The sequence below is a fragment of the Inquilinus ginsengisoli genome (genome assembly GCF_050434925.1).
GTDB classification, from domain to species: Bacteria; Pseudomonadota; Alphaproteobacteria; order DSM-16000; family Inquilinaceae; genus Inquilinus; species Inquilinus ginsengisoli_B.
Genome location: NZ_JBNDJK010000001.1, coordinates 7,489,281 through 7,513,901, shown reverse-complemented (window position 1 = coordinate 7,513,901; position 24,621 = coordinate 7,489,281). Strand labels below are relative to the sequence as shown.

General features: G+C 69.3%; 27 protein-coding genes. 14 read left to right on the top strand and 13 right to left on the bottom strand.

Annotated features, from left to right (window positions below):
* Positions 1-127 precede the first annotated feature (127 nt).
* The gene (locus QFZ27_RS35170) at positions 128-883 is read left to right on the top strand and encodes an SDR family NAD(P)-dependent oxidoreductase (RefSeq protein WP_429231292.1); all 756 of its coding nucleotides are present in this window, start codon (positions 128-130) and stop codon (positions 881-883) included.
* Between the two features lie 68 nt (positions 884-951).
* Here QFZ27_RS35170 and QFZ27_RS35165 read toward each other — a convergent pair whose 3' ends face one another.
* The 4 genes from QFZ27_RS35165 to QFZ27_RS35150 all read right to left on the bottom strand — a co-directional run bounded on the left by QFZ27_RS35165 (position 952) and on the right by QFZ27_RS35150 (position 4,285).
* A complete protein-coding gene (locus tag QFZ27_RS35165) occupies positions 952-1,680 on the bottom strand; it encodes a class I SAM-dependent methyltransferase (RefSeq protein ID WP_429231291.1) in 729 nt (242 codons plus the stop codon).
* A gap of 10 nt (positions 1,681-1,690) precedes the next feature.
* Entirely contained in the window at positions 1,691-2,602 is a 912-nt protein-coding gene (gene metF / locus QFZ27_RS35160; RefSeq protein ID WP_429231290.1) for a methylenetetrahydrofolate reductase [NAD(P)H], read from the bottom strand.
* A complete protein-coding gene (locus tag QFZ27_RS35155; RefSeq protein ID WP_429231289.1) occupies positions 2,599-3,549 on the bottom strand; it encodes an ArsR/SmtB family transcription factor in 951 nt (316 codons plus the stop codon). Before QFZ27_RS35155 ends, metF begins: the two co-directional genes overlap by 4 nt.
* Before the next feature lie 109 nt (positions 3,550-3,658).
* Positions 3,659-4,285 carry an HAD family hydrolase gene (locus tag QFZ27_RS35150; protein ID WP_429231288.1) on the bottom strand — a complete coding sequence of 209 codons (627 nt, stop codon included), beginning with the start codon at positions 4,283-4,285 and terminating at the stop codon, positions 3,659-3,661.
* Between the two features lie 66 nt (positions 4,286-4,351).
* Here QFZ27_RS35150 and maiA point away from each other — a divergent pair, with 66 nt between their 5' ends.
* From maiA to QFZ27_RS35135, 3 genes are read left to right on the top strand one after another with little or no spacing between them, the layout of a single operon-like run.
* Positions 4,352-4,993, top strand: coding sequence for a maleylacetoacetate isomerase (maiA, locus tag QFZ27_RS35145; protein ID WP_429231287.1), 642 nt, complete (start codon positions 4,352-4,354; stop codon positions 4,991-4,993).
* 43 nt (positions 4,994-5,036) lie between these two features.
* Positions 5,037-6,302, top strand: a complete 1,266-nt coding sequence (locus QFZ27_RS35140) for an MFS transporter (RefSeq protein WP_429231286.1) — start codon at positions 5,037-5,039, stop codon at positions 6,300-6,302.
* Positions 6,289-7,179, top strand: a complete 891-nt coding sequence (locus QFZ27_RS35135) for an amidohydrolase family protein (protein WP_429231285.1) — start codon at positions 6,289-6,291, stop codon at positions 7,177-7,179. Before QFZ27_RS35140 ends, QFZ27_RS35135 begins: the two co-directional genes overlap by 14 nt.
* 2 nt (positions 7,180-7,181) lie before the next feature.
* Here the strand turns inward: QFZ27_RS35135 and QFZ27_RS35130 are convergent, their stop codons facing one another.
* Positions 7,182-7,592: a VOC family protein gene (locus QFZ27_RS35130; protein WP_429231283.1), complete on the bottom strand. Its 411-nt coding sequence runs from the start codon at positions 7,590-7,592 to the stop codon at positions 7,182-7,184.
* A gap of 73 nt (positions 7,593-7,665) precedes the next feature.
* Here QFZ27_RS35130 and xth point away from each other — a divergent pair, with 73 nt between their 5' ends.
* Positions 7,666-8,445 (top strand): exodeoxyribonuclease III, encoded by a 780-nt coding sequence (gene xth / locus QFZ27_RS35125; RefSeq protein WP_429231282.1) that lies wholly within the window; start codon positions 7,666-7,668, stop codon positions 8,443-8,445.
* A gap of 50 nt (positions 8,446-8,495) precedes the next feature.
* Positions 8,496-9,056: an SOS response-associated peptidase gene (locus tag QFZ27_RS35120; RefSeq protein WP_429231281.1), complete on the top strand. Its 561-nt coding sequence runs from the start codon at positions 8,496-8,498 to the stop codon at positions 9,054-9,056.
* Between the two features lie 34 nt (positions 9,057-9,090).
* Here QFZ27_RS35120 and QFZ27_RS35115 read toward each other — a convergent pair whose 3' ends face one another.
* The 5 genes from QFZ27_RS35115 to QFZ27_RS35095 all read right to left on the bottom strand — a co-directional run bounded on the left by QFZ27_RS35115 (position 9,091) and on the right by QFZ27_RS35095 (position 13,242).
* On the bottom strand, positions 9,091-9,543 hold the full coding sequence (locus QFZ27_RS35115) for a hypothetical protein (RefSeq protein WP_429231280.1): 453 nt from the start codon (positions 9,541-9,543) through the stop codon (positions 9,091-9,093).
* A 157-nt stretch (positions 9,544-9,700) separates the two neighbouring features.
* Positions 9,701-11,002, bottom strand: coding sequence for an O-acetylhomoserine aminocarboxypropyltransferase (locus QFZ27_RS35110; protein WP_429231279.1), 1,302 nt, complete (start codon positions 11,000-11,002; stop codon positions 9,701-9,703).
* 4 nt (positions 11,003-11,006) lie between these two features.
* Complete coding sequence (locus tag QFZ27_RS35105; protein WP_429231278.1) at positions 11,007-11,495, bottom strand: CoA-binding protein; 489 nt, start codon at positions 11,493-11,495, stop codon at positions 11,007-11,009.
* A 7-nt stretch (positions 11,496-11,502) separates the two neighbouring features.
* Positions 11,503-12,315 (bottom strand): enoyl-CoA hydratase, encoded by an 813-nt coding sequence (locus QFZ27_RS35100; protein WP_429231276.1) that lies wholly within the window; start codon positions 12,313-12,315, stop codon positions 11,503-11,505.
* A gap of 105 nt (positions 12,316-12,420) precedes the next feature.
* On the bottom strand, positions 12,421-13,242 hold the full coding sequence (locus QFZ27_RS35095) for a hypothetical protein (protein ID WP_429231275.1): 822 nt from the start codon (positions 13,240-13,242) through the stop codon (positions 12,421-12,423).
* Positions 13,243-13,612: 370 nt separating this feature from the next.
* Between QFZ27_RS35095 and QFZ27_RS35090 the strand changes: the two genes are divergently transcribed.
* A complete protein-coding gene (locus QFZ27_RS35090; RefSeq protein WP_429231273.1) occupies positions 13,613-15,100 on the top strand; it encodes a calcium-binding protein in 1,488 nt (495 codons plus the stop codon).
* Between the two features lie 123 nt (positions 15,101-15,223).
* On the top strand, positions 15,224-15,646 hold the full coding sequence (locus tag QFZ27_RS35085; protein WP_429231272.1) for a PaaI family thioesterase: 423 nt from the start codon (positions 15,224-15,226) through the stop codon (positions 15,644-15,646).
* Between the two features lie 7 nt (positions 15,647-15,653).
* Here the strand turns inward: QFZ27_RS35085 and QFZ27_RS35080 are convergent, their stop codons facing one another.
* Positions 15,654-17,501: a calcium-binding protein gene (locus QFZ27_RS35080; protein ID WP_429231270.1), complete on the bottom strand. Its 1,848-nt coding sequence runs from the start codon at positions 17,499-17,501 to the stop codon at positions 15,654-15,656.
* A 314-nt stretch (positions 17,502-17,815) separates the two neighbouring features.
* Between QFZ27_RS35080 and QFZ27_RS35075 the strand changes: the two genes are divergently transcribed.
* From QFZ27_RS35075 to rpsI, 3 genes are all read left to right on the top strand, one after another.
* Entirely contained in the window at positions 17,816-18,958 is a 1,143-nt protein-coding gene (locus QFZ27_RS35075; protein WP_429231268.1) for a helix-turn-helix transcriptional regulator, read from the top strand.
* Between the two features lie 201 nt (positions 18,959-19,159).
* The gene (rplM, locus tag QFZ27_RS35070) at positions 19,160-19,618 is read left to right on the top strand and encodes a 50S ribosomal protein L13 (protein ID WP_429231267.1); all 459 of its coding nucleotides are present in this window, start codon (positions 19,160-19,162) and stop codon (positions 19,616-19,618) included.
* Positions 19,619-19,622: 4 nt separating this feature from the next.
* Complete coding sequence (gene rpsI / locus QFZ27_RS35065) at positions 19,623-20,102, top strand: 30S ribosomal protein S9 (protein WP_429231265.1); 480 nt, start codon at positions 19,623-19,625, stop codon at positions 20,100-20,102.
* Here the strand turns inward: rpsI and QFZ27_RS35060 are convergent.
* Both QFZ27_RS35060 and QFZ27_RS35055 read right to left on the bottom strand, forming a co-directional pair.
* Positions 20,020-20,964, bottom strand: coding sequence for a hypothetical protein (locus QFZ27_RS35060; RefSeq protein WP_429231263.1), 945 nt, complete (start codon positions 20,962-20,964; stop codon positions 20,020-20,022). The two genes, rpsI and QFZ27_RS35060, sit on opposite strands and share 83 nt — an antisense overlap.
* Before the next feature lie 91 nt (positions 20,965-21,055).
* Positions 21,056-21,613 (bottom strand): helix-turn-helix domain-containing protein, encoded by a 558-nt coding sequence (locus QFZ27_RS35055; RefSeq protein WP_429231262.1) that lies wholly within the window; start codon positions 21,611-21,613, stop codon positions 21,056-21,058.
* An 85-nt stretch (positions 21,614-21,698) separates the two neighbouring features.
* On the opposite strand from QFZ27_RS35055, the gene QFZ27_RS35050 reads away from it, so the two are divergent.
* From QFZ27_RS35050 to QFZ27_RS35040, 3 genes are all read left to right on the top strand, one after another.
* Complete coding sequence (locus QFZ27_RS35050; protein WP_429231260.1) at positions 21,699-22,820, top strand: aminotransferase class I/II-fold pyridoxal phosphate-dependent enzyme; 1,122 nt, start codon at positions 21,699-21,701, stop codon at positions 22,818-22,820.
* Between the two features lie 283 nt (positions 22,821-23,103).
* Entirely contained in the window at positions 23,104-24,063 is a 960-nt protein-coding gene (gene argC, locus QFZ27_RS35045) for an N-acetyl-gamma-glutamyl-phosphate reductase (RefSeq protein WP_429231258.1), read from the top strand.
* Between the two features lie 5 nt (positions 24,064-24,068).
* Entirely contained in the window at positions 24,069-24,620 is a 552-nt protein-coding gene (locus tag QFZ27_RS35040; protein WP_429231256.1) for a gamma carbonic anhydrase family protein, read from the top strand.
* Position 24,621: the final 1 nt, after the last annotated feature.

Genomic DNA, 24,621 nt, shown 5'->3' with positions numbered 1-24,621 from the left:
CATTATTAAACCGTTTGACAGCCGTTGTCGAGATTTCATACCAACCGTTATCGTAACTTACGTTACGGAACGGATGGCCGCTCGCCCGGTTCGATCGGCGGCCTGATCGCGCACAGAAGGGATCCTCATGTCCAACATGCTGAAGAACAAGGTCGCCCTCGTTACCGGCGGCTCGCGCGGCCTCGGCGCCGCCGTGGCGGAGGCGCTGGCCGACCATGGGGCGGACGTCGCGATCAGCTATGTCGCGTCGGCTGCGAAGGCCGAAGCTGTGGTCGAGAAGCTCAGGGCGAAGGGTGTCCGGGCTCTCGCGATCCGGAGCGACCAGGCCGACACGGCTGCGGCCAAACCGCTGGTCGCCAAGGTGGTGGCACATTTCGGCAAGCTCGACCTCCTCGTCAACAACGCGGCGATCGCCGTGCAAGGCAAGACGGTCGACGATCCCGATCTCGACACGGTCAACCTCGATCGCCAGTGGCAGATCAACGTCATGGGCGCGGTGGCGACCACGCGCGCGGCAGCGCTGGTGCTGCCGGATGGCGGCCGGATCATCTTCATCGGCTCCCTCCTGGGCAGCCGCATCCCGTTCGCCGGCGTCGCCGACTATGCGGGGACCAAGTCCGCGATCGCCGGATATGCGAAGGGCGTCGCCCGCGATCTCGGCGGACGCAATATCACGGTCAACATCGTCCAGCCCGGCATCATGCCGACCGACATGGCGGCGGCGGTGCGCGACAAGCTGCCCGACGCGATCATGGACCTGCACCCGATCCGTCGGATCGCGACGCTCGAGGAGGTGTCGGCCCTCGTCTGTTTCCTGGCGGGTCCGAACGGGGGCTACATCACCGGCGGCGTGATCGACGTCGCCGGCGGCCTGCAAGTCTGAGCGTCGCGGCAAGATCGCATCGGCTCATGCCGGCTCTGAACCAGAGCCGGCATGCTGCGACAACCGGTCTATGAGTTTGCGGCCTGGGCTGCGTCCGGCAGCTCGGCGATCCGCCACAGGCCCAGCGCCTTGTCGCGGTAGGCGCCGCCTTCCTCGGTGCAGCCCTCGACGATGACGCGATACGGCACCGGCAGGCCGAAGGGCGGGCGTTGCAGGTTCAGCGGCCGCCAGTCGCCGTCGGCGATGACGCGATTGCCCTGCAGCTCCAGGAAGGTGGTGGTCAGCAGCCAGGTCGAGCCGGAGCGGCGGAGATTGGCGAAGGCGGCGGCGATGCTCTCCGCCGAGAGATGTACCAGGCAGTCGCGGCACAGCACGACATCGGCCTTCGGCAGCGGGTCGCGGGTCAAGTCCAGGCGCAGGAAACGGCGCCGGCCGGTCTCGCCGTAGCGCACGATGTTCTTGGCGACCAGGTCGGCGACGATGTCGCCGCCGGCATAGGCGATGCCTTCGAGGTCGACGCGGCTCATCCAGCCGAAATCGCCGCAGGGCAGGTCGAGCAGCGAAGCGGCGCCGAGCTCGCGCAGCAGGGCCGGGATCGCGGCGCGCAGCTGGGCGGTGCCGTCGAGGCCGGAGCCGAGGCCTGAGCGCGACTCCTCGGCGCCCCAGACATTGTTGCGCCAGATGTAGTCGAAGGTGTCGGCCAGGCCGAGGTCCTTCAGGGCACCGGTGTGCCGGCGGTAGACGCGCTGGGCCAGGGCCTCCGGCCGGTCGGCGTCGGAGAGCGGCTTATCGGTCATCGCGGAGCTTTCAGGCGGCGCAGGCCTGGGCGCGGCGGGGACGGATGCCGAGGAAGCGGCAGATCGCCAGGGTCAGCTCGGCCCGGTTCAGGGTGTAGAAGTGGAACTCCTCCACCCCATGCGTCTGCAGCAGGCGGCACTGCTCGACCGCGACCGAGGCGGCGACCAGCTGGCGCGTGTCCGGTGTCTCGTCCAGCCCCTCGAACAGCATCTCCAGCCAGTCCGGGACGGCCGCGCCGCAGGCGGTGGCGAACTCCTTGGTCCGGGCGAAGTTGGTGATCGGCAGGATGCCGGGCACGATCGGCAGGCCGATGCCGGCTGCGGCGGCACGGTCGCGGAAGCGCAGGAACGCCTCGGTGTCGAAGAAGAACTGGGTCAGGGCCCGGTCGGCGCCGGCATCGGCCTTGCGCTTCAGGTTGTCCAGGTCGAAATCGGCCGAAGGCGCCGCCGGATGCGTCTCCGGATAGGCCGCGATCGAGATGTCGAAGTCGGCGATGCGGCGTAGCCCCGCCACCAGGTCGGCGGCATAGGCGTAACCGTCCGGCCGCACCTCGTAGGGCGCGCCGCCGGGCGGGTCGCCGCGCAGCGCCACGATGCGGCGGATGCCGGCGGCCCACAGGGCGCGGGCGACCTCGTCGATCTCGTCGCGTGACGCGCCGACGCAGGTCAGGTGCGAGGCGGTGGGAAGGCCGCTGCCGTCCTGGATCTTGGTGACGATGCCGAAGGTGCGGTCGCGGGTCGTCCCGCCGGCGCCGTAGGTGACCGAAACGAAGTCCGGGGCCAGCGGCGCCAGCCGCGTCACCGTCTCCATCAGCGTCGCTTCCGCCGCCTCGCTCTTCGGCGGGAAGAACTCGAAGCTGACGATCGGGTCGCGGCGGGAGGAGTCCGCCGAGGCGTTCGCGGGAGAGAGAGAGGTCGTCATGCTGCGGCCTTCCGTTGCGCCGCCCGCCTGGCGGGCCAGATGGTGACAGTCAGGGGGGCGCCGGGCAGATGCACCGGCGATTCGGTCTCGAAGCCGGCCCGCTGCAGCCAGCGGGCGAAGATGTCGTCGGGGAAGCCGAGCCAGCGATGGGCGTGCTCGCTGCGCAGGTTCTCGACGTCATGCGGGGCGAAATCGGCGACGACCAGCCGGCCGCCGGGGCGAAGCACCCGTGCCGCCTCGGCGATCGCCGCGGCCGGATCCTCGAGATGATGCAGCACGTGGTGGACCAGCGCGACATCGAAGGATTCGCCGGGCAGCGGCAGCTGGTACAGGTCGCCCTGGCGCACCTGGCAGCGGCGCTGCAGGCCGGCGCGCTCGATATTGGCGCGGGCCACCGACAGCATCTCGCGCGACAGGTCGATGCCGACCGCGCGCCGCACCCGCTCGCCCAGCAGGATCAGCATGCGGCCGCTGCCGGTGCCGAGGTCCAGCAGGTCGCCGATCTCGCCGGGCGGCAGCAGGTCGAGGATCGCCTGTTCGACCGCGCTGTCGGCGATGTGCAGGGTGCGGATCTCGTCCCAATGCGAGGCGTTGTCGCGGAAGTAGCCGGCGGCCATCTCGGCGCGCTGGCGCTTCACCGCTTCCAGCCGCTCCAAATCCAGCCCGACCGTGGCGTCGGCGTCGGGGATCAGGTCGACCAGGCTGCGCGCCAGCTCGGCCACGGCGCCGCTCTCGGCCAGCCGGAAGAAGGCGAAGGTGCCCTCGCGGAACCGGTCCAAGAGGCCAGCCTCGGCCAGCAGCTTGAGGTGGCGCGACACGCGCGGCTGGCTCTGGCCCAGGATCTGCGTCAGGTCGGTGACCGACAGGTCGCCATGGGCGCACAGCATCAGGATCCGAAGCCGTGTCGGCTCGGCCGCCGCTTTCAGCCCCTGCAGCAGACGCTCCACGACCCTCAGGCCTCCCGCTCGACACTGTTCATGCGAGATACGATACCAAACTCTCAGCAAGACATAAACATGTCTTTATGTGTTTGTGCAAGGAGGAGGGCCCAACCGCCTAGAGCGCGCCCATCTCGGTCAGTTCCCGCCGCGCCTGCTCCGGCGATTCGAAGTGGATCGTACGCATGCCGACGGCGCGGGCGCCGACGACGTTGCCGGGGTTGTCGTCGATGAAGATGCAGTCGCGCAGATCCAGCCCGAAGCGGCTCTCCAGCAGCCGGTAGATCCGCGCATCCGGCTTCAGCAGCTTCTCATGGGCCGAGACGATGACGCCGTCGAACCAGCCCAGGAACGGCCATTTCGTCAGGGCCAGGGCGAACTTCTCGGCCGAGAAGTTGGTGATGGCATAGACCTTGTCGCCGCGGTCCTTCAGCCCCTTCAGGATCTCGACCGTGCCCTCGATGACATGCGGCACCATCTCCTCCCAGCGCTCGTCGAAGGCGCGGATCAGGGGTTCGTGATGCGGGAACTCGGCAACCTTGGCGGCGATTGCCTCGGGGAAGGGCGTGCCGCCGTCCATCGACAGGTTCCAGTCATGGGTGCAGACTTCGCTTAGGAATGCTTCCATCGTCGCTTCGTCCGCGAACAGCTTGCGATAGAGATGCCGCGGATTCCATTCGAGCAGCACGGCACCGATGTCGAAGACGACGGTGGGGCGCCCCGAGGGCGGGTGTGACGAGGACATGGCAACTGGCTCCGCTTCGGGCTATGTGGATTCGCTGGTAGCACGCGGGGAAAGCTGACCCAAGCCATGAAGCTGCACACCTATTACCGCTCATCCGCCGCCTTTCGGGTCCGCATCGCCATGGCGCTGAAGGGGCTCGACTACGATTCGGTGTTCCACCATCTGCGCCGGGGCGAGCAGGCGGTGGAGCCCTATCGTTCGCTGAACCCGCAGAAGCTGGTGCCGGCGCTGGAGGGCGAGGGGCCGGTGATCACCCAGTCGCTGGCGATCATCGAGTATCTGGAGGAGATGCATCCCGCGCCGCCTCTGCTGCCGCCCGACCCGGCGGGCCGCGCCCGGGTGCGGTCGATCGCCCTGTCGATCGCCTGCGAGATCCATCCGCTCAACAACCTGCGCGTCCTGCGCTACCTGCGCTCGCCGCTCGGCCATGACGAGGCGGCGATCGAGGAATGGTACCGCCACTGGGTGGCCGAGGGGCTCGGCGCGCTGGAGGCCCAGCTGTCGCGCTCGCCCCAGACCGGCGCCTTCTGTCACGACTCGATGCCGACCATCGCCGATTGCTGCCTGATCCCGCAGCTCTACAACGCCCGCCGCTTCGACTGCGACCTCAACCCCTATCCGACGCTGCTCGGCATCGAGGAGCGGGCGGTGGCGCTGCCGGCCTTCGCCGAGGCGGCACCCGAGCGCCAGGGCGACGCCGAGGCCTGAGAGCCGACCTCCGCCGGATGTGGCGGCAATGACGAGGGCCCGCATGACGACCGAGACGAGCGACACCAGCCCGACCGCCTGGTTTCAGGAGATGTCGCCGCCGGAGCGGCGGACCTTCTGGGCCTGCTTCGCCGGCTGGGGCCTGGACGCAATGGATGTCCAGATCTACAGCTTCGTGATCCCCACCATCATCGCGCTGTGGAGCCTGACCAACGCCCAGGCCGGCCAGATCGCCACGGTGACGCTGCTCTGCTCCGCCGTCGGCGGCTGGGCCGCGGGCCTGCTGGCCGACCGCATCGGCCGGGTGCGGACGCTGCAGCTGACCATCCTGTGGTTCTCGGTCTTCACCTTCCTCAGCGGCTTCGCCCAGAGCTTCGAGCAGTTGCTGATCGCCCGCGCCCTGATGGGCTTCGGCTTCGGCGGCGAATGGGCCGCCGGCGCGGTGCTGATGGGCGAGGTGATCCGGGCCGAGCATCGCGGCAAGGCGGTCGGCACGGTGCAGTCGGGCTGGGCCATCGGCTGGGCCATCGCGCTGATCGTCAAGACCATCCTGTTCCTGGCCTTCGACCCGTCGGTCGCCTGGCGCTACCTGTTCTTCATCGGCATCGTGCCGGCGATCCTGGTGTTCTTCCTGCGCCGCTTCGTCGACGAGCCGCCGGTGTTCGCCGAGACGCAACGCCGGATCGCCGAGACCGGCGACCGGCCCGGCCTGCTGGAGATCTTCTCCGGCCCGGTGCTGAAGATCACCATCCTGACCTCGCTGCTGACCACCGGCGCCCAGGGCGGCTACTACGCCATCACCACCTGGCTGCCGAGCTATCTCAAGGGCCAGGGCCTGTCCGACATCGGCAGCAGCGGCTATCTCGCCGTGGTCATCGCCGGGTCGTTCACCGGCTATCTGGTCGGCGCCTACCTCGCCGACCGGATCGGGCGGAAGATGCTGTTCTTCGTGTTCTCGGCCTGCGCCATCGTCATGGTGTTCGCCTATACCAGCCTCAACCTGAGCAACGAGGTGGTGCTGCTGCTGGGCTTCCCGCTCGGCTTCTTCGGCTCGGGCTATTTCAGCGGCGTCGGCGCCTTCCTGACCGAGCTGTTCCCGACCCGGGTGCGCGGCTCCGGCCAGGGCTTCGCCTACAACTTCGGCCGCGGCGTCGGCGCCCTGTTCCCGATGCTGGTCGGAACGCTCAGCGCCAGCATGCCGCTGGGCCGGGCGATCGCGATCTTTGCCATCGGCGCCTACGCCCTGCTGTTCATCGCCGCGCTGGCGCTGCCCGAGACCAAGGGAAAGACCCTGCATGCCGATGGCTGAGCCGCTGCCCACCGCACCGCTGTGCCAGGCGCCGGACCCGACGCCGCGGCCGCCGCGCCGGATCCTGCTGCCGCCGGGGGCGTGCGACACCCATGCCCATGTCATCGGCGGACCGCCCGGCTATCCGCTGGTCGGCAGCCGCAGCTACACCCCGCCCGAGGCGCCGGCAGCCGCCTATCTCGGCATGCTCGACGCCGTCGGCATGGCCCGCGGCGTGCTGGTCCAGGTCAGCGTGCACGGCACCGACAACCGGCTGATGGTCGAGACGCTGGAGGCGAACCGGGGCCGGCTGCGCGGCATCGCGGTGGTCGGGGCCGACGCGCCGGATGCGGAGCTGGCCCGGCTGAAGGAGGCCGGCGTGGTGGGGCTGCGCCTCAACGTGCTGTTCGGCGGCGGTATCGGCTTCGACCAGCTGGAACGTCTCGGCGACCGCTGCCGCGAGCTCGGCTGGCACCTGCAATTCCTGCTCGATGCCCGGGCGCTGCCGGAGCTGGCGCCGCGGCTGGAGCGGCTGCCGGTGCCCTTCGTCATCGACCATATGGGCCACATGCCGGTCTCGGCCGGGATCGACCATCCGGGCTTCCAGGCGCTGCTCGGCCTGCTGCGCCGGGGCAAGGGCTGGGTCAAGCTGTCCGGCGCCTTCCGGGTCTCGACCGCCGGCCCGCCCTATGCCGACACCATCCCCTTCGCCCGCGCCCTGGTCGGGGCCGCGCCGGACCGGATGGTGTGGGGCAGCGACTGGCCGCATGTCGCCCATCCCGGCGCCATGCCGAATGTCGGCGACCTGCTCGACCTGCTGGCCGACTGGGTGCCAGACCCGGCGCAGCGCGATGCCGTCCTCGCCGCCAACCCGGCCCGGCTGTACGGGTTCGGCTGAGCTTACGGGATGTGCGCGAGCTCCAGCTTGATCCCGTCGGGGTCGGCGAAGAACACCGCGTAATAGCCCGGGGCGTAGCCGTATTCGGTCGGCGTATCCAGGACGGTCAGGCTATGCTTCAGCAGCAGGCGGTGCAGCGCGTCGACCTGCTCGCGGCTGTCGGCGTGCCAGCAGATGTGATGCAGCCCGGGAGAGTACCGGTCGTGGCCGGGATAAGCCCGATCGGCCTTGGCGGCGACCAGGGTGAAGCGTTGCGGGGCGCCGCTCTCGGGCGCGTCCCAGGCGGCGCGGTCCCAGTCGATCTTCACCAGACGGAACCCGAGGAACTCCATCACTGGCCGATAGAGCGCCGCCGAGCGCTCGATATCGGTCACCGTCAGATAGATGTGGCTGAGCGAACCGAGCCTGGCCATGCGCGTCCTCCGGAACAGAAGCCAGATGTCCCGGAGTCGGAACGGGATCGGCCGCGCCGCCGTTCCGCAGCGCATGAGAGTCGCGACCTTCAACGTCAACGGCATCAACGGCCGCCTGCCGGTGCTGCTGCGCTGGCTGGCCGAGGCGGCGCCCGACATCGTCTGCCTGCAGGAGCTGAAGGCGCCACAGGAGCGGTTCCCGGTCGCTGCGATCCGTGCCGCCGGCTATGGCGCGATCTGGCATGGCCAGAAGGGCTGGAACGGCGTCGCCATCCTGGCGCGCGGCGCCGATCCGATCGAGACGCAGCGCGGCCTGCCGGGCGATCCCGACGACAGCCACAGCCGCTACATCGAGGCGGCGGTCGCGGGAATGCTGGTCGGCTGCCTCTATTTGCCGAACGGCAACCCGGCGCCCGGCCCGAAATTCGACTTCAAGCTGCGCTGGTTCGAGCGGCTGGGCGCCCGCGCCGCCGAGCTGCTCGCCACCGGCGCCCCGGTGATGCTGGCCGGCGACTTCAACGTCATGCCGACCGACCTCGACGTCTACAAGCCGGAGCGCTGGGTCGACGACGCGCTGTTCCGGCCGGAGGTGCGGGAGGCGTTCCACAAACTGGTGGCACAGGGCTGGACCGATGCCTTGCGCAAGCGCCACCCTGGCGAGCGCGTCTACACCTTCTGGGACTATTTCCGGAACGCCTATGCCCGCGACGCCGGTCTGAGGATCGACCACTTCCTCCTGAGTCCTGCGCTGGCCAGGCGGCTGAAGGCGGCCGGCGTCGACCGGCATGTCCGCGGCTGGGAGAAGGCCAGCGACCACGCGCCGACCTGGATCGAACTGAAGAAGGCCCGGTAAGCTGACGGGAAGGGAGGGCGACGCCGATGTGCAACGAGTACAGCTCGAGAGTGGACGTCGCGACGGTCAACCAGGACTTTGCGGCTGCGGGGATCGCGCTCCGCGCCTCCGAGGGCATGCCGAACCTCGAGGCCCGGGACAGCATCAGGATCACCGACACCGCTCCGATCATCCGCATGGTCGAGGGCGGGGCTGGCGACCTGGTGCAGCGGCGCTGGAGCTGGCCGGGGCCGGGCGGCAGGCCGGTGTACAACTTCCGCTCCGACGGCCGTGAATTCGCCACCGGCCGCTGCCTGATCATCGCCGACGGCTTCTACGAGTTCACCGACCCGGCAGAGCCGGGGAAGAAGCGGAAGGACAAGTGGCTGTTCACCAGGGCGGGACAGCCCTGGTTCTGCATCGCCGGGATCTGGCGGGCCGCACCCGATGTGGGCGAAGCCTTCACCATGCTGACCACGGCTCCCGGGCCGGATATCACGCCCTATCACGACCGCCAGGTCGCCATCCTGGACCGTGCCGACTGGGCCGCCTGGCTGGACCCATCGATATCGGCAAAGACCCTGCTGCAGCCGCTGCCGGCAGGAAGCCTGACGGTCGAGCAGGTCGGCTAGGTCTCCAGCAGCACCGAGCCGCTGGCGTGCACGGTCAAGAGCCGACGGGCTTCATCTGCAGCACCGGGGCGGCGTTGTTCTGGCGAACCAGGGCGGGGCCGCCGACACCCGCGGGAACCAGGGTGATGTTCACCGGCGATGTGTATTTGTTGTCGGCACCACTGGCGGAATCGATCGCCCAGCCGATGCCGCCGCCCAGGATGATGTTGCCGACGGTGGCACCGGCGACATCCGACTTGTTCATGAAGGTGGCCGTCTGAAATCCCGCCTTCTCGCAAGAAATTGTGATGTCGTGCTTGGTCTTCTTGATGGTCGTGGCCGCCGGCGTCACCGGAATGGTCGCAATCACGGTGCCTTCTCGCTCAAGCCGGCACATGGCTCCGGGTGGGTTGGTGTTGACCGCGACTTCCTGGGACGTGCCTTCGATGATGGAGGAACAGGCGCTGAGGCTCACCGCTGCGGCGAGCCCAAGTAGAAATGCCTTCATTTATATCCCCGATGCTAAAGTTTGTGAGTTGCAAATTTGGTAAAATTCAACTCAACATATTATTGTATGTAAGAGAATAGGAAGTAAAGAGCTGTCGCCGTCCTCGGCCCACATCGGCCGAATCCGCCAGAGTGGCGGATCCGGCCCGCGCGAGACGTCAGATCCCGGCCGCCGCCCGCAGCGCCTGGTCGAGGTCGGCGATGATGTCGCCGACCGATTCCAGGCCGATCGACAGGCGGATCACCTCCGGCCCGGCGCCGGCGGCCTTCAGGCCCTCCGGCGTCAGCTGGCGGTGGGTGGTCGAGGCCGGGTGGATGATCAGCGACCGGGCGTCGCCGATATTGGCCAGGTGGCTCAGCAGCTCGACGCCCTCCACCACCTTGACGCCGGCATCGAAGCCGCCCTTGACGCCGAAGGTGAAGACCGAGCCCGCGCCGCGCGGCAGGTATCGCCTGGCCAGGGCGTGGTATTTCGACGACGGCAGGCCGGCGTAGTTCACCCACTCGACCGACGGGTGGGTCGACAGGAACTCCGCCACCTTCTGCGCATTCTCGACGTGCCGGTCCATCCGCAGCGCCAGCGTCTCGATGCCCAGGAGGGTGAGGAAGGCGTTCATCGGCTGCTGGTTGACGCCCAGGTCGCGCAGGCCGACGGCATGGCCGTAGAAGGTGTAGGCCAGGTCGCCGAAGGTCTCGTGGAAGCGCAGGCCGTGATAGCCGGGCTCCTCGCCGGTCAGGCCCTTGAACTTGTCGGACTGGGCCCAGTTGAAGCGGCCGGAATCGACCACCACGCCGCCGATCGAGGTGCCGTTGCCGGACAGGAACTTGGTGGTGGAGTGGACGACGATGTCGGCGCCGTGCTCGATCGGCCGGCACAGATACGGGGTCGCCATGGTGTTGTCGACGATCAGCGGCACGCCCAGGTCGCGCGCCACCTTGGCGATCGCCTCGATGTCGCTGACCACGCCGCCGGGGTTGGCCAGGCTCTCGATGAAGATCGCCCGGGTCTTGTCGTTGGCGGCGCGGCGGGTGTTCTCCGGGTCGTCGGCATCGACGAAATGGGTGACCCAGCCGAAGGCGCGCTTGAAGCTGTTGCCGAGCTGGTTGATCGACCCGCCATACAGCTTGTTGGCGGCGACGATCTCGGCCCCCGGCTCCATGAACGGGAACAGCGCCAGCAACTGGGCGCCGTGGCCGGAGGCGGCGGCGATGGCGCCGACCCCGCCTTCCAGCGAGGCGATCCGCTCCTCCAGCACCGACACGGTCGGGTTGGTCAGCCGGCTGTAGATGAAGCCCAGCTTCTGCAGGTTGAACAGCGACGCCGCGTGCTCGGCATCCTCGAAGACGAAGGATGTGGTCTGGTAGATCGGCGTCTGCCGCGCCCCGGTGGTCGGGTCCGGCCGGGCGCCGGCATGGATGGCCAGCGTCTCGAAGCCGGGGCCGCTGCTGTTCTCGGACATGTCCCTATCCCTTTTTCTGCATCTTCGACGAGATCACGCGCGACGAGGTGCCCATCCAGCTCAGCTCGCCGTTCAGCCGCGCCCATTCGATCTTCGGGCAGCGGTTCATCACCACCTGGATGCCGGCGGCCTCCGCCTTCGCCGCGGCGGCGTCGTTGCGCACGCCGAGCTGCATCCAGATCACCTTGGGCTTGACCGGCAGAGCCAGCGCCTCGTCCACCACCCCCGCCGCGGCCTCGCTGTTGCGGAAGATGTCGACCATGTCGACCGGCACCGGCACGTCCGCCAGGCGGGCGTAGACCGTCTCCTTCAGGATGGTCTGGCCGGCGACGCCGGGATTGACCGGGATGACCTTGTAGCCCTTGCCCTGCAGATAGGTCATGGCGAAGTAACTGGGGCGGTTCCAGTTCGGGCTGGCGCCGACCATGGCGATGGTCTTCACCCCGCGCAGGATGCCGCGGAGATAGGCGTCCTCGTAGCGCTCGTGATCCATTCCGGTCTCAGCGCCCCTGCCAGACGGGCGGGCGCTTTTCCAGGAAAGCGTCGATGCCTTCCTCGGCGTCGCGGGCCAGCATGTTCCGCACCATCACCTCGCTCGCATATTCATAGGCGCCCTGCAGCCCCAGCTCCGCCTGCTCGTAGAAGGCTTCCTTGCCGATCGCCAGGGTCAGCGGCGATTTCGCCGCGATCTGCCGGGCCAGGGCCATCGTCTCCTCGGCCAGCCGGGCGGCCGGAACCAGCCGGTTGACCAGGCCCAGCTCGCGCGCCCGGTCGGCGGTCACGGCGTCGCCGGTCAGCAGCATCTCCATCGCCGGCTTGCGGCCGACGGCGCGCGACAGCGCGACCATGGGGGTGGAGCAGAATAGGCCGATATTCACCCCCGGCGTGGCGAAACGCGCCTCGGACGAGGCGACGGCGAGGTCGCAGGTGGCGACCAACTGGCAGCCGGCGGCGGTCGCCATGCCCTGGACCTGGGCGATCACCGGCTTGGGCAGCCGCGTGATCGCCAGCATCAGGGCCGAGCACTCGGCGAAGACGCGCTCGTAATGCTCGCGGCCCGGGTCGGCGCGCAGCTCCTTGAGGTCGTGGCCGGCGCAAAAGGCCGGGCCGGATGCAGCCAGGATCACCACCTTGACCGATTCGTCCTGGCGGATCGCCTGCAGCTCGGTCTCCAGCGTCAGCATCAGCGACAGCGACAGGGCATTGCGCGCCGCCGGGCGGTTCAGGGTCAGCACGGTGACGCCGTCGGCATCCTGCCGCAGCAGCAGGGCGTCTTCCGCCGGGGAGGCGGCGGGCAGCGGGTCGGCGGACATGGCGGTTCCTCGGGTCCGGTCGGTGCGGCACGCACTCTACCCCGACGCCCGGCGGATGAAACAGCCACGAAGTCTCCTCCGTCCTGCCGCCGCGGCGTTCGGCCCTTACCCGGTGTCGGGAGCGTCCGGGTCTTCGAGACAGAGGAAGTGGTCGACGCCGAGGGAGCGGCAGAGGCGGTCGGCGACGGTGAAGGTGGACTTGTTGTCGAGCCACTCGATCACGTCGGCCTCCTGCAGCCGTACCGCCAGCCCGGCCCTGATCCCGGGGATCCGGGTCGGGTCGATGTCGGGGAAGGCCCGCTCGGCCTCGACCTCGGCCTCGCTGCCGACCGACCGGGCCGGGTTCGGCAGTCCCGGCCAGCCGGGCGCCCAGCGCCGCCATTCCTCGGCGATCCCCAGGCCGCAGGCCAGTCCGGCCATCACCGAGCCGAGCGGCCGGTCCTCGACCCGGACCTCCTCGCCCTCGTAGAGCTCCTCGATCCGTTCCTTGAGCTCGGCCTCGAGAGCGTCGATGCGGGCCTCATCCTGGAATTCGTCCCCGATCATGAAGCGCAGGGCGTGCTCGACCTCGTGGCAGTGGCGGTCGCGGCGGGCTTTGCGGGCGGCCTCGCGCTCGGGGGCCTCGGCCTTGTCGCGGGCGCAGAGCCGGTCGGCGGCGCGGGCGCGCTGGGCCAGCGAGCGCTGCACCGAGTTGGAAAAGCGGCTGAAGGCCAGCCCGGCCTCCTGGGCCTCGGCCCGGGCCGCCTGCACCGCGGCCACGTCGGCCTTCGGCTCTGCGGCCCGGGCCTGGGCGGCCAGCGCACGGGCGCCTTCGCCCTCGGCCAACTGCATGGCGATCCCGGCCAGGCGCGTGAGCGTCCGGACCTGCTGCAGCGCAAGGCTGCGGCAATAGGCCTGGACGTCGAGATCCTCTGGTGCGGGCTCCATAGAACGTATGATGAACGAAGACCGGCAGATCGCGCAATGAACATTGCGTTAACGACTCGGCCTGCTCGGTCGCTCGGCTGCTCCGCGAGGGGTGAAAGGCCGACATGCCGACCTGGTTCGATGAACGTCGCCAAGGAGCGAAAAGCAAAGGCGGACCCGAGCAATTTCCGCTGGATTCCGTCCCCGAGGTGGCCTTTTCTTTATCCTGGGATGCTGTAACGGAGGTTCAGGGCTCTCTCGACCGACTCGCTGACGCGCCCGGGCTGGCGACGCCAGTCGACCGGCGCTCCAAAGCATCTCACCCCATTCCGACTTCTTGCGGATCCGTGACGGCGTCACGGGGCGCGAACCTTTGCGGAGATCATTGGAGATGGCGAACTTCACCGGAACTGCCGGCGCCGATTTCTACCCCGGCACGGCCGATGCCGACACGGTCAGCGGCCTGGGCGGCAACGATGTGCTCAATGGCGCCGGCGGCAATGACACGGTCAATGGCGACGACGGAGACGACCTCGTCGCCGGAAATGCCGGGGACGATGCTCTCCATGGCGGGGCGGACCAGGACGTTCTCGTCGGCGGGGATGGCAACGACACCCTCGACGGCGATGACGGCAATGACACCCTCAACGGCGGCGCCGGGGCAGACATGCTCAGTGGCGGAGGCGGCAACGATTTCGTCGATTACTTCGACTCGCCGGCTGCCGTGACCATCGACCTCGAATCCGGCGCTGCCGGGGTCGGCGGCCACGCCGCCGGGGACACGTATTCGGGCATTGAGTATCTCAACGGCAGCAACTTCGGCGACACGCTGCGGGGCGACGCGGGCAACAACCAGCTTTGGGGCTGGGACGGCGACGATGTCCTGTCGGCCGCAGGGGGCGACGACCTCGTCAATGCCGGCGCCGGCGCCGACCGTCTCGCCGGCGATGCCGGCAATGACCAACTGAACGGGGGTGTCGGCGACGACCGGCTCGACGGCGGTGCCGGCGCCGACGCGCTCAATGGCGGGGTCGGCACCGACCTCGCCGATTACAGCCTCTCCACCGCGGCCGTGACGGTCAATCTCGCGGCCGGCACCGGTGTCGGCGGGGATGCCGAAGGCGACACGCTGCAGGCGATTGAGTTTCTCACCGGCTCCGCCTTCGGAGATCGCCTCAACGGCAGCACGGGTGCCAATGTGCTCGACGGCGGCGCCGGCGACGACCGGCTCGTCGGCGGGGCGGGCAACGATCGGATCGATGGCGGCGATGGCAACGACACCATCGAGGCCGGGGCCGGGGCCGACGCCATCACCGGCGGAGCCGGCATCGACACGGCGTCCTACAGCGGCTCTGCCGAAGGAGTGAGCATCAGCCTCCAGGCCGGCACCGGCTTGGGCGGCGACGCCGAGGGCGACACCCTGACCGGGGTGGAGCAGGTGGTCGGCTCCGCCTTCGCCGACAATCTGGCCGGCGACGCCGGCAACAACACCCTCTGGGGCGGCGCCGGAAACGACGTGATCGCCGGCGGGACCGGAGCCGATTTCCTGAAGGGCGGCGCCGGCAACGACAGCTTCGTCTACAGCGCCATCGGCGACAGCACCGTGGCCGCGTCCAGCAAGGACACGATCGCGGACTTCGCCACCGGCGACCGGATCGACCTCGCCGGCATCGATGCCGACGGCAACGCGGCCAATGGCGACACCGCCTTCAGCTTCGGCACCGGCGGCTTCACCGGCGCCGCGGGCGAGCTGCGGGTGGTCGGTTTCGCCGATGGCCGCCAGGGCGTCTATCTCGACGTTGACGGCGACAAGATCCAGGATTCGATCATCACCGTCTATTCCGACCATGCCCTGACCGCGGTGGATTTTGTGCTTTAGCTCCGACCCGCGAGCCGACCGATCGACCATGCTGCTCGATCCCGGTGATGGCGGCTGCGAGCGGAGGCTTGCGGCGGCCGCCGCGCTCCGCCCTACTGGCGGAAACCGGAAGGGGAGGGCGCGATGCAGCCGGCAATCGAGGCCGAGACCATGGAAGCCATCATCCGCGAGGGCGTGCCGCTGATCGGCGCCTTCGGGGTGACGGTCGCGGCGCTGGGCGCGGGCACGGCGACGCTGGTGATGCCCTGCCGCGAGGACTTCGTGCGACCCGGCGGCACCATCACCGGCCCGGCCCTGTTCGGGTTGGCCGATGTCGCGCTCTACGCCGCCGTGCTCAGCCGGATCGGGCGGGTCGAGCTGGCGGTCACCACCTCGATGGCGATCAACTTCCTGCGCCGCCCGGCCTTGGTGCCGGTGATCGCCGAGGCCCGCCTGCTCAAGCTCGGCAAGCGCCTGGCCTATGGCGAGGTGCTGCTGTTCTCCGAAGGCGAGGACGAGCCGGTGGCCCATGCCACCGGCACCTACTCGATCCCGCCGCGCGGATGACCGGCCGCTACAGCACGAAATCCCCGGACTGCAATGCGAGAACCCGCGTCAGCACGATGTGGAAGTCGGATGTGCCGTCGCCGTTCACGTCGCCGGCGATGATGGTGGAAGGGCCGGAAGCGATGTAGCGCAACTGCCCGGCGACATGGCTGAAAGCCGCCGCGCCGATGAAGCTGAAGGCCTGGTCGCCGGCCGCCGTGGTCTTGGCGTCGATGGCCGAAAGATCGATCCTGTCACCTTGCGACCGGGTGAAGTCGGTGATCCGGTCGGCATTCGCGCCGACGGCGCTGTGCCACGCGGCAGAGAAGCTGAAGCGGTCGGCGCCGGCGCCGCCGGCCAGGGTGTCCCGTCCGGCCCAGCCGTTCAGTACATTGGCGCCGCTGTCGCCCGTGATGGTGTCGCTGCTGGCCGAGCCGGTGACGTTCTCGATGCTGGTGTAGACGTCGCCGAGCGCTTCGCCGGACGATCCGACCCGGATGCCCAGATTGACCGTGACGCCGGCGGCCGCCGTCGCATAGGAGGCGGTGTCCAGCCCGCTGCCGCCGTCCAGGGAGTCCGCGCCGCCGCCGCCGCGAAGCGCGTCGTTGCCGCCTTCGCCGCGCAGCGTGTTGGCGCCGGCGTTGCCGGTCAGCAGATCCGCGCCCTGGCTGCCGGTGATGTGCTCGATGCCGAAATAGGTATCGCCCTGGGCATAGCCGCCGGCGCCTGTGCCGGTCGCGAGGTTGGCGATGACGCCCGTGGCGCTCTCCCAATAGGTCGCAATGTCGGCACCGTTGCCGCCGTCCAGCCGGTCGGCGCCCGATCCGCCCCGCAGGACATCGTCGCCGTCAAATCCGAAAAGACTATCGTTGCCGGCCAGGCCCGACAGCACATTGTTGCCAACTGCGCCCGAGATGGCATTGGCCAGGCCGTTGCCCGTGCCCGACAGGTTGAGGCCGAGGGCATATTCCACCAGGACGAGATTCTCGATCGCTTCGAAACCGGCGAGCGACAGCGACAGCGAGAGCGAGCCTTCGATCCCGTCGATGCCGCCGCCGGCATACTCCCTGATCTCGTCGAGAAACACGCCGGCCGGGGAGAAGTCTTGCGCGCCGACGACATAGACGTCGCCATCGGCGCCGCCGTCGAGATAGTCGACCCCGCTGCCGCCGGTCAGCCGGTCGAAGCCCGCCGAGCCATAGAGTCGATCGTCGCCCGCGCCGCCCGCGATCGTGTCGTTCCCTTCGTCCCCGGAACAGCTGTCCTCGTCGTCACCACCGTCGATCTGGTCGTTCCCATCGCCGGCGCGGATTTCGTCATCGCCCGTACCGCCGTAAAGGCTGTCGTTGCCCACGGCATAGCGATAGACGAAATCGTTGCCGGAGCCGCCATCCATATAGTTCGTTCCGTCTCCATCGGAGCGGATGTAGTCGTCGTCGCCGCCGCCGTAGATGTAGGTCGTCAGCCCAGATGCGGTGTCGTGGCCGATATAGATATCGTCGTTTCCCGCATCTCCGGAATACAGGCCCGAATTGCCTAGCCTGTCGTCGATGCGGTCGTCGCCATAGCCACCAAAGAGCTGGTCGTCGCCGCTGTAGCCGTCGATGTAGTCGTCGCCGTAGTCGCCATAGAGCTTGTCGTTGCCGTCATTGGAGTCGCCGTAGGAGGTGCCGCCGTCGAGATCATCGTTGCCGTAGCCGCCATGGATCGTGTCATCGCCGAGATCGCCATACAGAGTGTCGTCGCCGTAGCCGCCGTCAATCAGGTCGGCGCCGGAATCGCCCCGAACGAAGTCGTCGTCGCCATAGGCGTTGATTTCGTCGTCGTTTACAGTTCCGTTCAGGATGTTCTTGTTGCCATCGCCATTGATCGCCATGCCAGCCGTCCCGTCTGCTTTGTTGCTGCGGTGAAGCCCGGTCATCTTGCCTTAGCACGGCGGCGTCGGCGTCATCCGAACAGAGGATGCGCGGCAAGGCAAAGGGCGCGATCCTGGGAGCTTTGGCCACGCTCCGACGCCACTGGTCGAAAGCGAGTTGGCGGTCAACGCCACCGGCACCTCTTCGGTCCCGCCGCGCCCCTAACTGGCTTGCCAGTTATGGCAGGCTGCCACAAAGCGGTCCCGAGGATTGCCATCTTCTGCCCGTCTTGTGCCCTCCTTTGCGCATTCGCGTGATTTCCGGTGGGGCAAGCATGTTGGCCGAAGCGGTTTCCGGTGCTGTCGAGCGGATCTATGATGCGGCCCTGCGGCCGGAGGGATGGAGGGACGGCCTCGAAGCCGTGCGCCGGCTGGTCGGGGCCGACCATGCGGTGCTGCTGACCCGGGAGGCGGGACGGGCGGCCACGGGCCTCGGCGTCGGTGTCGACCGCGATCCTTTGAACCGCTTCGCCGAGGCGGCATCCAGCGGCGGCCCGGCGGAGGCCTGGCTGCGCTCGATCCCGGCGGAACGGACGGTGGCGTCGTCCAGCCTGGTGGCCGATTCCGACTTCCTACGCACCGAGATGTACAATGAGATCGTCCGGCCGATGAACGGCTTCCGCGCCGGCGTCTTCGCCTGGCGCGGGCGGACTCGGTCGCACACCGTCGCCGTCTGCCGGCCGCCCAAGGTCCGGGATTTCGCGCCGGCCGAGCTGCAGGCGCTGCAACTGGTGATGCCGCATTTCGCGGCGGCGCAGCGCCTGCGTCGCCGCCTCGCCGCCAGCGAGCTGCAGGTGGCGGAAAGCCGGTCGGCGCTGGAGGCGCTGGACAGCGGCGTCATCCTGGTCGACCGCGATTGCCGGCCGCATTTCGTCAACCGGCGCGCGGCGGAGATCGCCCGCCGGCATCGCGGCCTGCGCCTGTCCTCCGCCGGGGTGGCGGCGGCGCTGCCGGCAGAGACCAATCTGCTGCGCCAGCTGGTGGGCGCGATGTCGGCGATCGTGACACGGCCGGCCGAGGCCGCCTCACCACGATCCGCCGCGGCGGCCTCGGCCCGGCTGTGCCTGTCGGATCCGGAGGGCGGGGCGCCGCTGGTGCTGACGGTCGCGCCCGTCACCGCAATCGATCCGGCGGACGGGCGCTGCGGCCCGGCGCGGGCGGCGATCTTCATCGCGGCGCCGGATGCCGCGCGGTCGGTCGACGAGCGCGCGCTGATCGCCGCCTTCGGCCTGACCGGGCGGGAGGCGGAGGTGGCCGCGCGCCTGGCCTCCGGCGCCACCATCGGCAGCCTGGCGGAGGCCTGGGGCATCAGCGCCAACACGGTCCGCGGCTATCTCAAGGCCGTGTTCGACAAGACCGGCACCCATCGCCAGGCCGATCTGGTCCGGCTGGTGATGCAGGGCTTCGCCGCGGCGTGATGATCACTATAGTGCCGAACGCCAGCGATCCTGCGGCTTACGAAGAAGGTATTCGAATACCGTTCCGCTAAGTGACTGTCGGATCGCCGCTTTTTTCCGTTGACGCGGGCAGGCTGGCCGCGTAGACAGCCGCCTCTCGCCGGGCCCCTCCCCAGGGGTGTCCGGCGGCATCCGTTCCCGACCCTCGATCAAGGGCCCGTCATGAAGACATATTCCGCCAAGCCCGCCGAGGTGGAGAAGAAGTGGATCGTGGTCGACGCCGACGGCGTCGTTCTCGGTCGGCTTGCCAGCATCATCGCGATGCGCCTTCGCGGCAAGCACAAGACCATCTTCACCCCGCACGTCGACACCGGCGACAACGTCATCGTCGTCAATGCCGAGAAGGTCCGCCTGACCGGCAACAAGCGCCAGGACAGCATCTTCTACTGGCACACCGGCTATGCCGGCGGCATCAAGGGCCGGTCGAAGGGCCAGATCCTCGACGGCGCCCATCCGGAGCGTGTGATCGAGAAGGCGGTCGAGCGCATGATCACCCGCGGCCCGCTGGGCCGGAAGGTCATGGGCAACCTCAAGGTCTATGCCGGTGCGTCGCATCCGCACGAGGCGCAGCAGCCCGAGGCGCTGGACGTCGCTGCCATGAATCCGAAGAACAAGAGGTAAGGCCGTGGCCGATCTGCAGTCCCTCTCCGATCTGAAGCCGACCCTCGAAGGTGCCGTGGCCGAGGCCGCCGCGCCGGTGGAGCCGAAGCGCGACGCCCAGGGCCGTGCCTACGGCACCGGCCGCCGCAAAGACGCGGTCGCCCGCGTCTGGATCAAGCCGGGCACCGGCAAGGTCACGGTCAACGGCCGCGACCAGGAGATCTACTTCGCCCGTCCGGTGCTGCGCATGCTGCTGAAGCAGCCGTTCGAGGTGTGCGACCGGGCGAACCAGTTCGACGTCGTCTGCACCGTCAAGGGCGGCGGCCTCTCCGGCCAGGCCGGCGCGGTCCGGCACGGCCTCAGCCGCGCGCTGGAGCATTACGAGCCGGGCCTGCGCCCGGCGCTGAAGGCGCACGGCTTCCTCACCCGCGACTCGCGCGTGGTCGAGCGCAAGAAGTACGGCAAGGCCGGTGCCCGCCGGAGCTTCCAGTTCTCCAAGCGCTGATCCGGGTTTCGGATCCAATGTTCGGAAAGGGGCGCCTTCGGGCGCCCCTTTGTCGTTCCGGGGGGCGTCTTCGCGGCGAGGGCGTGATCGCGACCAGAGTCGGGGTCACCACGGCCGGGCTGGCGGGTCCGGCCGGGGCAGGGGCGGCCACCGTGGTTGCCACGGTCGGGATCACCGCCGGCTTGGTCGGCTGGATGGCGGTGACGCCGGCGAAGCGGCGGCCGTAATCGCTGATCCGCACGCCATTGTCATCGGCCGGGTCGTAGGCGCCGGAGGTGGCGATGAAGCGCTCGGTCCCGTCCGGCCCGCCCAGATGCATCATGGCGCGCAGCCCGTCCCAGGTGATGGGCACCCCGGCGACATAGCCGCCGATCCGCCGGTTGAGGCCGCGCTGCGCGATCTCACGGTCGAGATGGGCGAGGTGCAGGCGGAAGGCCGCGACCTGGGCCGCGGGCGTGTCGAGGAAATCGCCGATCGAGCGGACCCCGGGATAACCGGGGATGTGGAAGGTGCCGCGCCAGCGGTTGCGGGTGTCCTCGGCCGACAGGGGTTCGCCCGGATCGTAGATGCCGGCGATCGCCGCCGCCGAGTCGCCGAGCTGGAACAGCCCGGCATAGCCGCCCTTGTTCATCTGCAGCGGATCGTGGCTGCTCTCGGCCGCGGCCAGCAACTCGGCGAAGGCGTGGTCGCCGGAATGCGGAATGTCGGCCGGAACGTCCGGGCGGAGCGGGATGCCGGGGGTAACGGACGGGACCGAGGAGACAGCCAGCTCCGGCGCCGGAGGATAGGTGGCCGGCGCGGCCGTCATCAGCAGGCTGCCGGCGACGATGGCCAGCACGGCGTTGCGTCGCGATGGGGTCATCCGATCGCCGCTCTGGTAGGGTCCGCGGCCCGCATGGTGACGGCCGAAGCCAGGCGAGGCAAGCATACTTTGTCGGGTGAGGCAGTGTGACTCAGCCCCGGCCGCCCGGGCTGACCACCTTGACGAAGCGCACCGGCCCGCCTTCCGCCCGATAGGCGTAGGGCCGGTCGCTGGCCAGGCGCAGCGCGTGGCCGGCGGGGGCGGCGAGGGCGGTGCCGTCGACCTCCAGCACCAGCGTACCCTCAAGCACTCGGATCAGCTCGACCGTCCCGGCCGGGTCCGGGCTGGCGTCGTAGCGGGCGCCGGCCGCCAGCGCCCAGTCCCACAGCTCGGCCCGGCCGCCGGAGGCGAGCAGTCGGGCGCTGCCGGCCTCGGACTGCCACATCGGCACGAATTCCTCCGGCGGGATCGCCCGTGCCGCGGCCGCCGCCTCGCCGCCCACCAGCTCGCCGAAGCCGATGCCGAGCGCCGCCGCGATCTCGGCCAGCGTGGCGATGCTCGGATTGGTTTCGGCCTTCTCGATCAGCGCCAGCATGCGGGGCGACACGCCGCTGCGCTCGGCCAGCGCCGCCTGGCTCAGGCCGCGGATTTGGCGTTCCTGGCGCAGCCGCCGGGCGATCCGCTGCAGCACCTCCTGCGACGATGTCACTGACGCCATCTCCATTCGCATCTTGTTACCGATCAATATGTAATATATTGCAGTACGCATGGCGACGGATTTCGGGGATGCGGCGATGACCTTCCAGCCTTTCGAGCTCGAGCATTGGCAATCGGAGTGGGAGCACACGGTCGAGTACAACCTGGCCGACAGCTCGGTGCGCTGCGCCGCGGTGCGCGAGGTGCTGAGGCCGGACACGGTCGACCGGCTGCTCGACCAGGTGCTGTTCTACCCGCAGGTCAACGGCACCGATGCGCTGCGGGCCCGGATCGCCGGACTCTATGACGGCGCCACGGCCGACCAGGTGCTGGTCACGGCGGGCGCGTCCGAGGCGAACCAGATCCTGTGCCAGACGCTGCTGTCGCCGGGCGACGAGATCGTGGTGATGGAGCCGGGCTACCGCCAGGTCTGGGGCATCGCCCGCAATCTCGGCTGCACGGTGAAGAGCTTCCCGCTGCTGCCGGACGATGGCTGGCGACCGGATCTCGATGCGCTGGAGGCGGCGGTCGGGCCACGCACCCGGATGATCGCCATTGTCAACCCGAACAATCCGACCGGCAGCATCCTGACGGCGGCCGAGGCGGCGCGGATCACCGCCATCGCGGCCAAGGCCAGCGCCTGGCTGCATGTCGACGAGGTCTATCGCGGCACCGAGCGGCTGGCCGATACGGAGACGCCGAGCTTCTGGGGCGGGTACGCGCGGACGGTGGTGGTCGGCAGCCTGTCCAAGGCCTATGGCTTGGCCGGGCTGCGGGTCGGCTGGCTGCTCGGGCCGAAGGCATTGGTCGAAGACGCGTGGCGCCGGCACGAATATGTCGTCATCGCCACTGCCGGCCCGTCGATGCTGCTGGCCGAGCTGGCGCTGGAGCCGGCGACCCGCACCCGGCTGATGGCCCGGCAGCGCGAGCTGTCGCGCCGCGGCTGGGAGGGGCTGGAGCGCTGGATCGGTGCCAACTCCGACCTGGTCTCGGCGGTGCCGCCCGCGGCTACGGCGCTGGGCTTCGTCCGGGTCCATCTCGACCTGTCCTCGGTCGCGGTGGCCGACGCCATCCGCCGCCGGTCCTCGGTGCTGGTGGCGCCGGGCGTGTATCTCGGCGCCGAGCACCATCTGCGCATCACCCATGGCTACGAGCACGCCCCGGCCGCGTTGGATCGCATCGCCACGGTGCTGCGGGAGTTGAAGGCCGGGCGGAGCTGAAGGCCGACGCTTCGCGTTTCGGGGATCTGAACGAATCCGGCCTCCAATTCACTGTCATCCTCGGGCTTGACCGAGGATCCAGGGGCGGCCAGAGCGGCTCTCCGTGGCCCCCTGGATTGCCGGGTCAAGCCGGCAATGACAACAAAGGGGAAGGGCGAAGAACCTCAGCCTCAGGTCCCCAAGCTGTCGTCCCGCAAATATCGGCCATGACCGCGACGCCGGTTCGGCTCCGCCCGCGGATGTGTTAAGTTATCACCTCCGATCTCTTTCCGAGGGCAAGGCGATGCCGGCGACGGTGTTCATCGATGGCGAGGCTGGTACGACGGGGCTGCAGATCCGCGACCGTCTGGCCGGCCGTGCCGATGTCGAGATCGTCAGCCTGGCGGACTCAGAGCGCAAGGACCCGGCAGCCCGGCGCCGGCTGCTGAATTCGGTCGACGCCGCGATCCTGTGCCTGCCCGACGACGCCGCGCGCGAGGCGGTGGCGATGGTCGAGAACCCGGATGTGCGGGTGATCGACGCCTCGACCGCCTATCGCACCGCCGAAGGCTGGACCTACGGTTTCCCGGAGCTGGCGCCTGGTCAGGCCGAGGCGGTGGCGGCGTCCAGGCGCATCTCCAATCCCGGCTGCTACCCGACCGGCGGCATCGCCCTGCTGCGGCCGCTGATCGACCGCGGCCTGGTGCCGGCCGACCATCCGGTCACGATCAATGCGACCAGCGGCTACACTGGCGGCGGCAAGAGCCTGATCGCCCGTTACGAGGCCGAGAAGAAGGGGCCGCCCTTCTTCCTGTACGGGCTGAAGCTGGCGCACAAGCATGTGCCGGAGCTGCAGCGCTGGTCCGGCTTGGCGCATGCGCCGATCTTCGTGCCCTCGGTCGGCCATTTCGCCCAGGGCATGCTGGTGTCGCTGCCGCTGCAGCTGTGGTCGCTGCCCAAGCAACCCACGGCCGTGGACCTGCATGCGGCGCTGGCCGAGCACTTCCAGGGCCAGGCCTTCGTCTCCGTCGCGCCGCTGGCCGACAGCGAGGCGCTGGGGGAGCTGGAGCCCGAGGCGCTGAACGGCACCAACCAGCTGCGCCTGTTCGTCTTCGGCAATGCCAAGGAAAAGCAGGCGCTGCTGGTGGCCCAGCTCGACAATCTCGGCAAGGGCGCGTCGGGCGCCGCGGTGCAGAACCTGAACCTGGCGCTGGGCCTTGCCCCGACCGCCGGGCTGCTGCCGGCACGGTCGCAGGCGGCCTGAGCCCCATGGCTGCAGGCGCGGTGATCCTGCCCTATCGCGACAGGCAGCCGCGGATCGCGCCGGACGCCTTCATCGCCCCCGGCGCGGTGGTGATCGGCGATGTCGAGATCGGGCCGGGCACCAGCGTCTGGTTCGGCTGCGTCATCCGCGGCGACATGCAGCCGATCCGAATCGGCGCCCGCACCAACATCCAGGACGGCACGGTGATCCATGTCGCCTCGGCGGACGGGCCGACCCATATCGGCGACGACGTCACCGTCGGCCACATGGCGCTGATCCATGCCTGCACGCTGGAAAACCGCAGCTTCGTCGGCATGAAGGCCTGCGTCATGGACCGGGCGGTGGTGGAAAGCCGCGCCATGGTCGCGGCCGGGGCGCTGCTGACCCCCGGCAAGCGCGTGCCGGCCGGCCAGCTCTGGGCCGGCGGCCCGGCCCGGTTCGTGCGCGCCCTGACCGACGAGGAGCACGAGCACCACCGCAAGCTGGCGGAGGGCTATGTCGCGCTCGGCGTCGAATACCGCGCCAATGTGGTGCTGGATTCCGGGTCGGCGCTGTAAC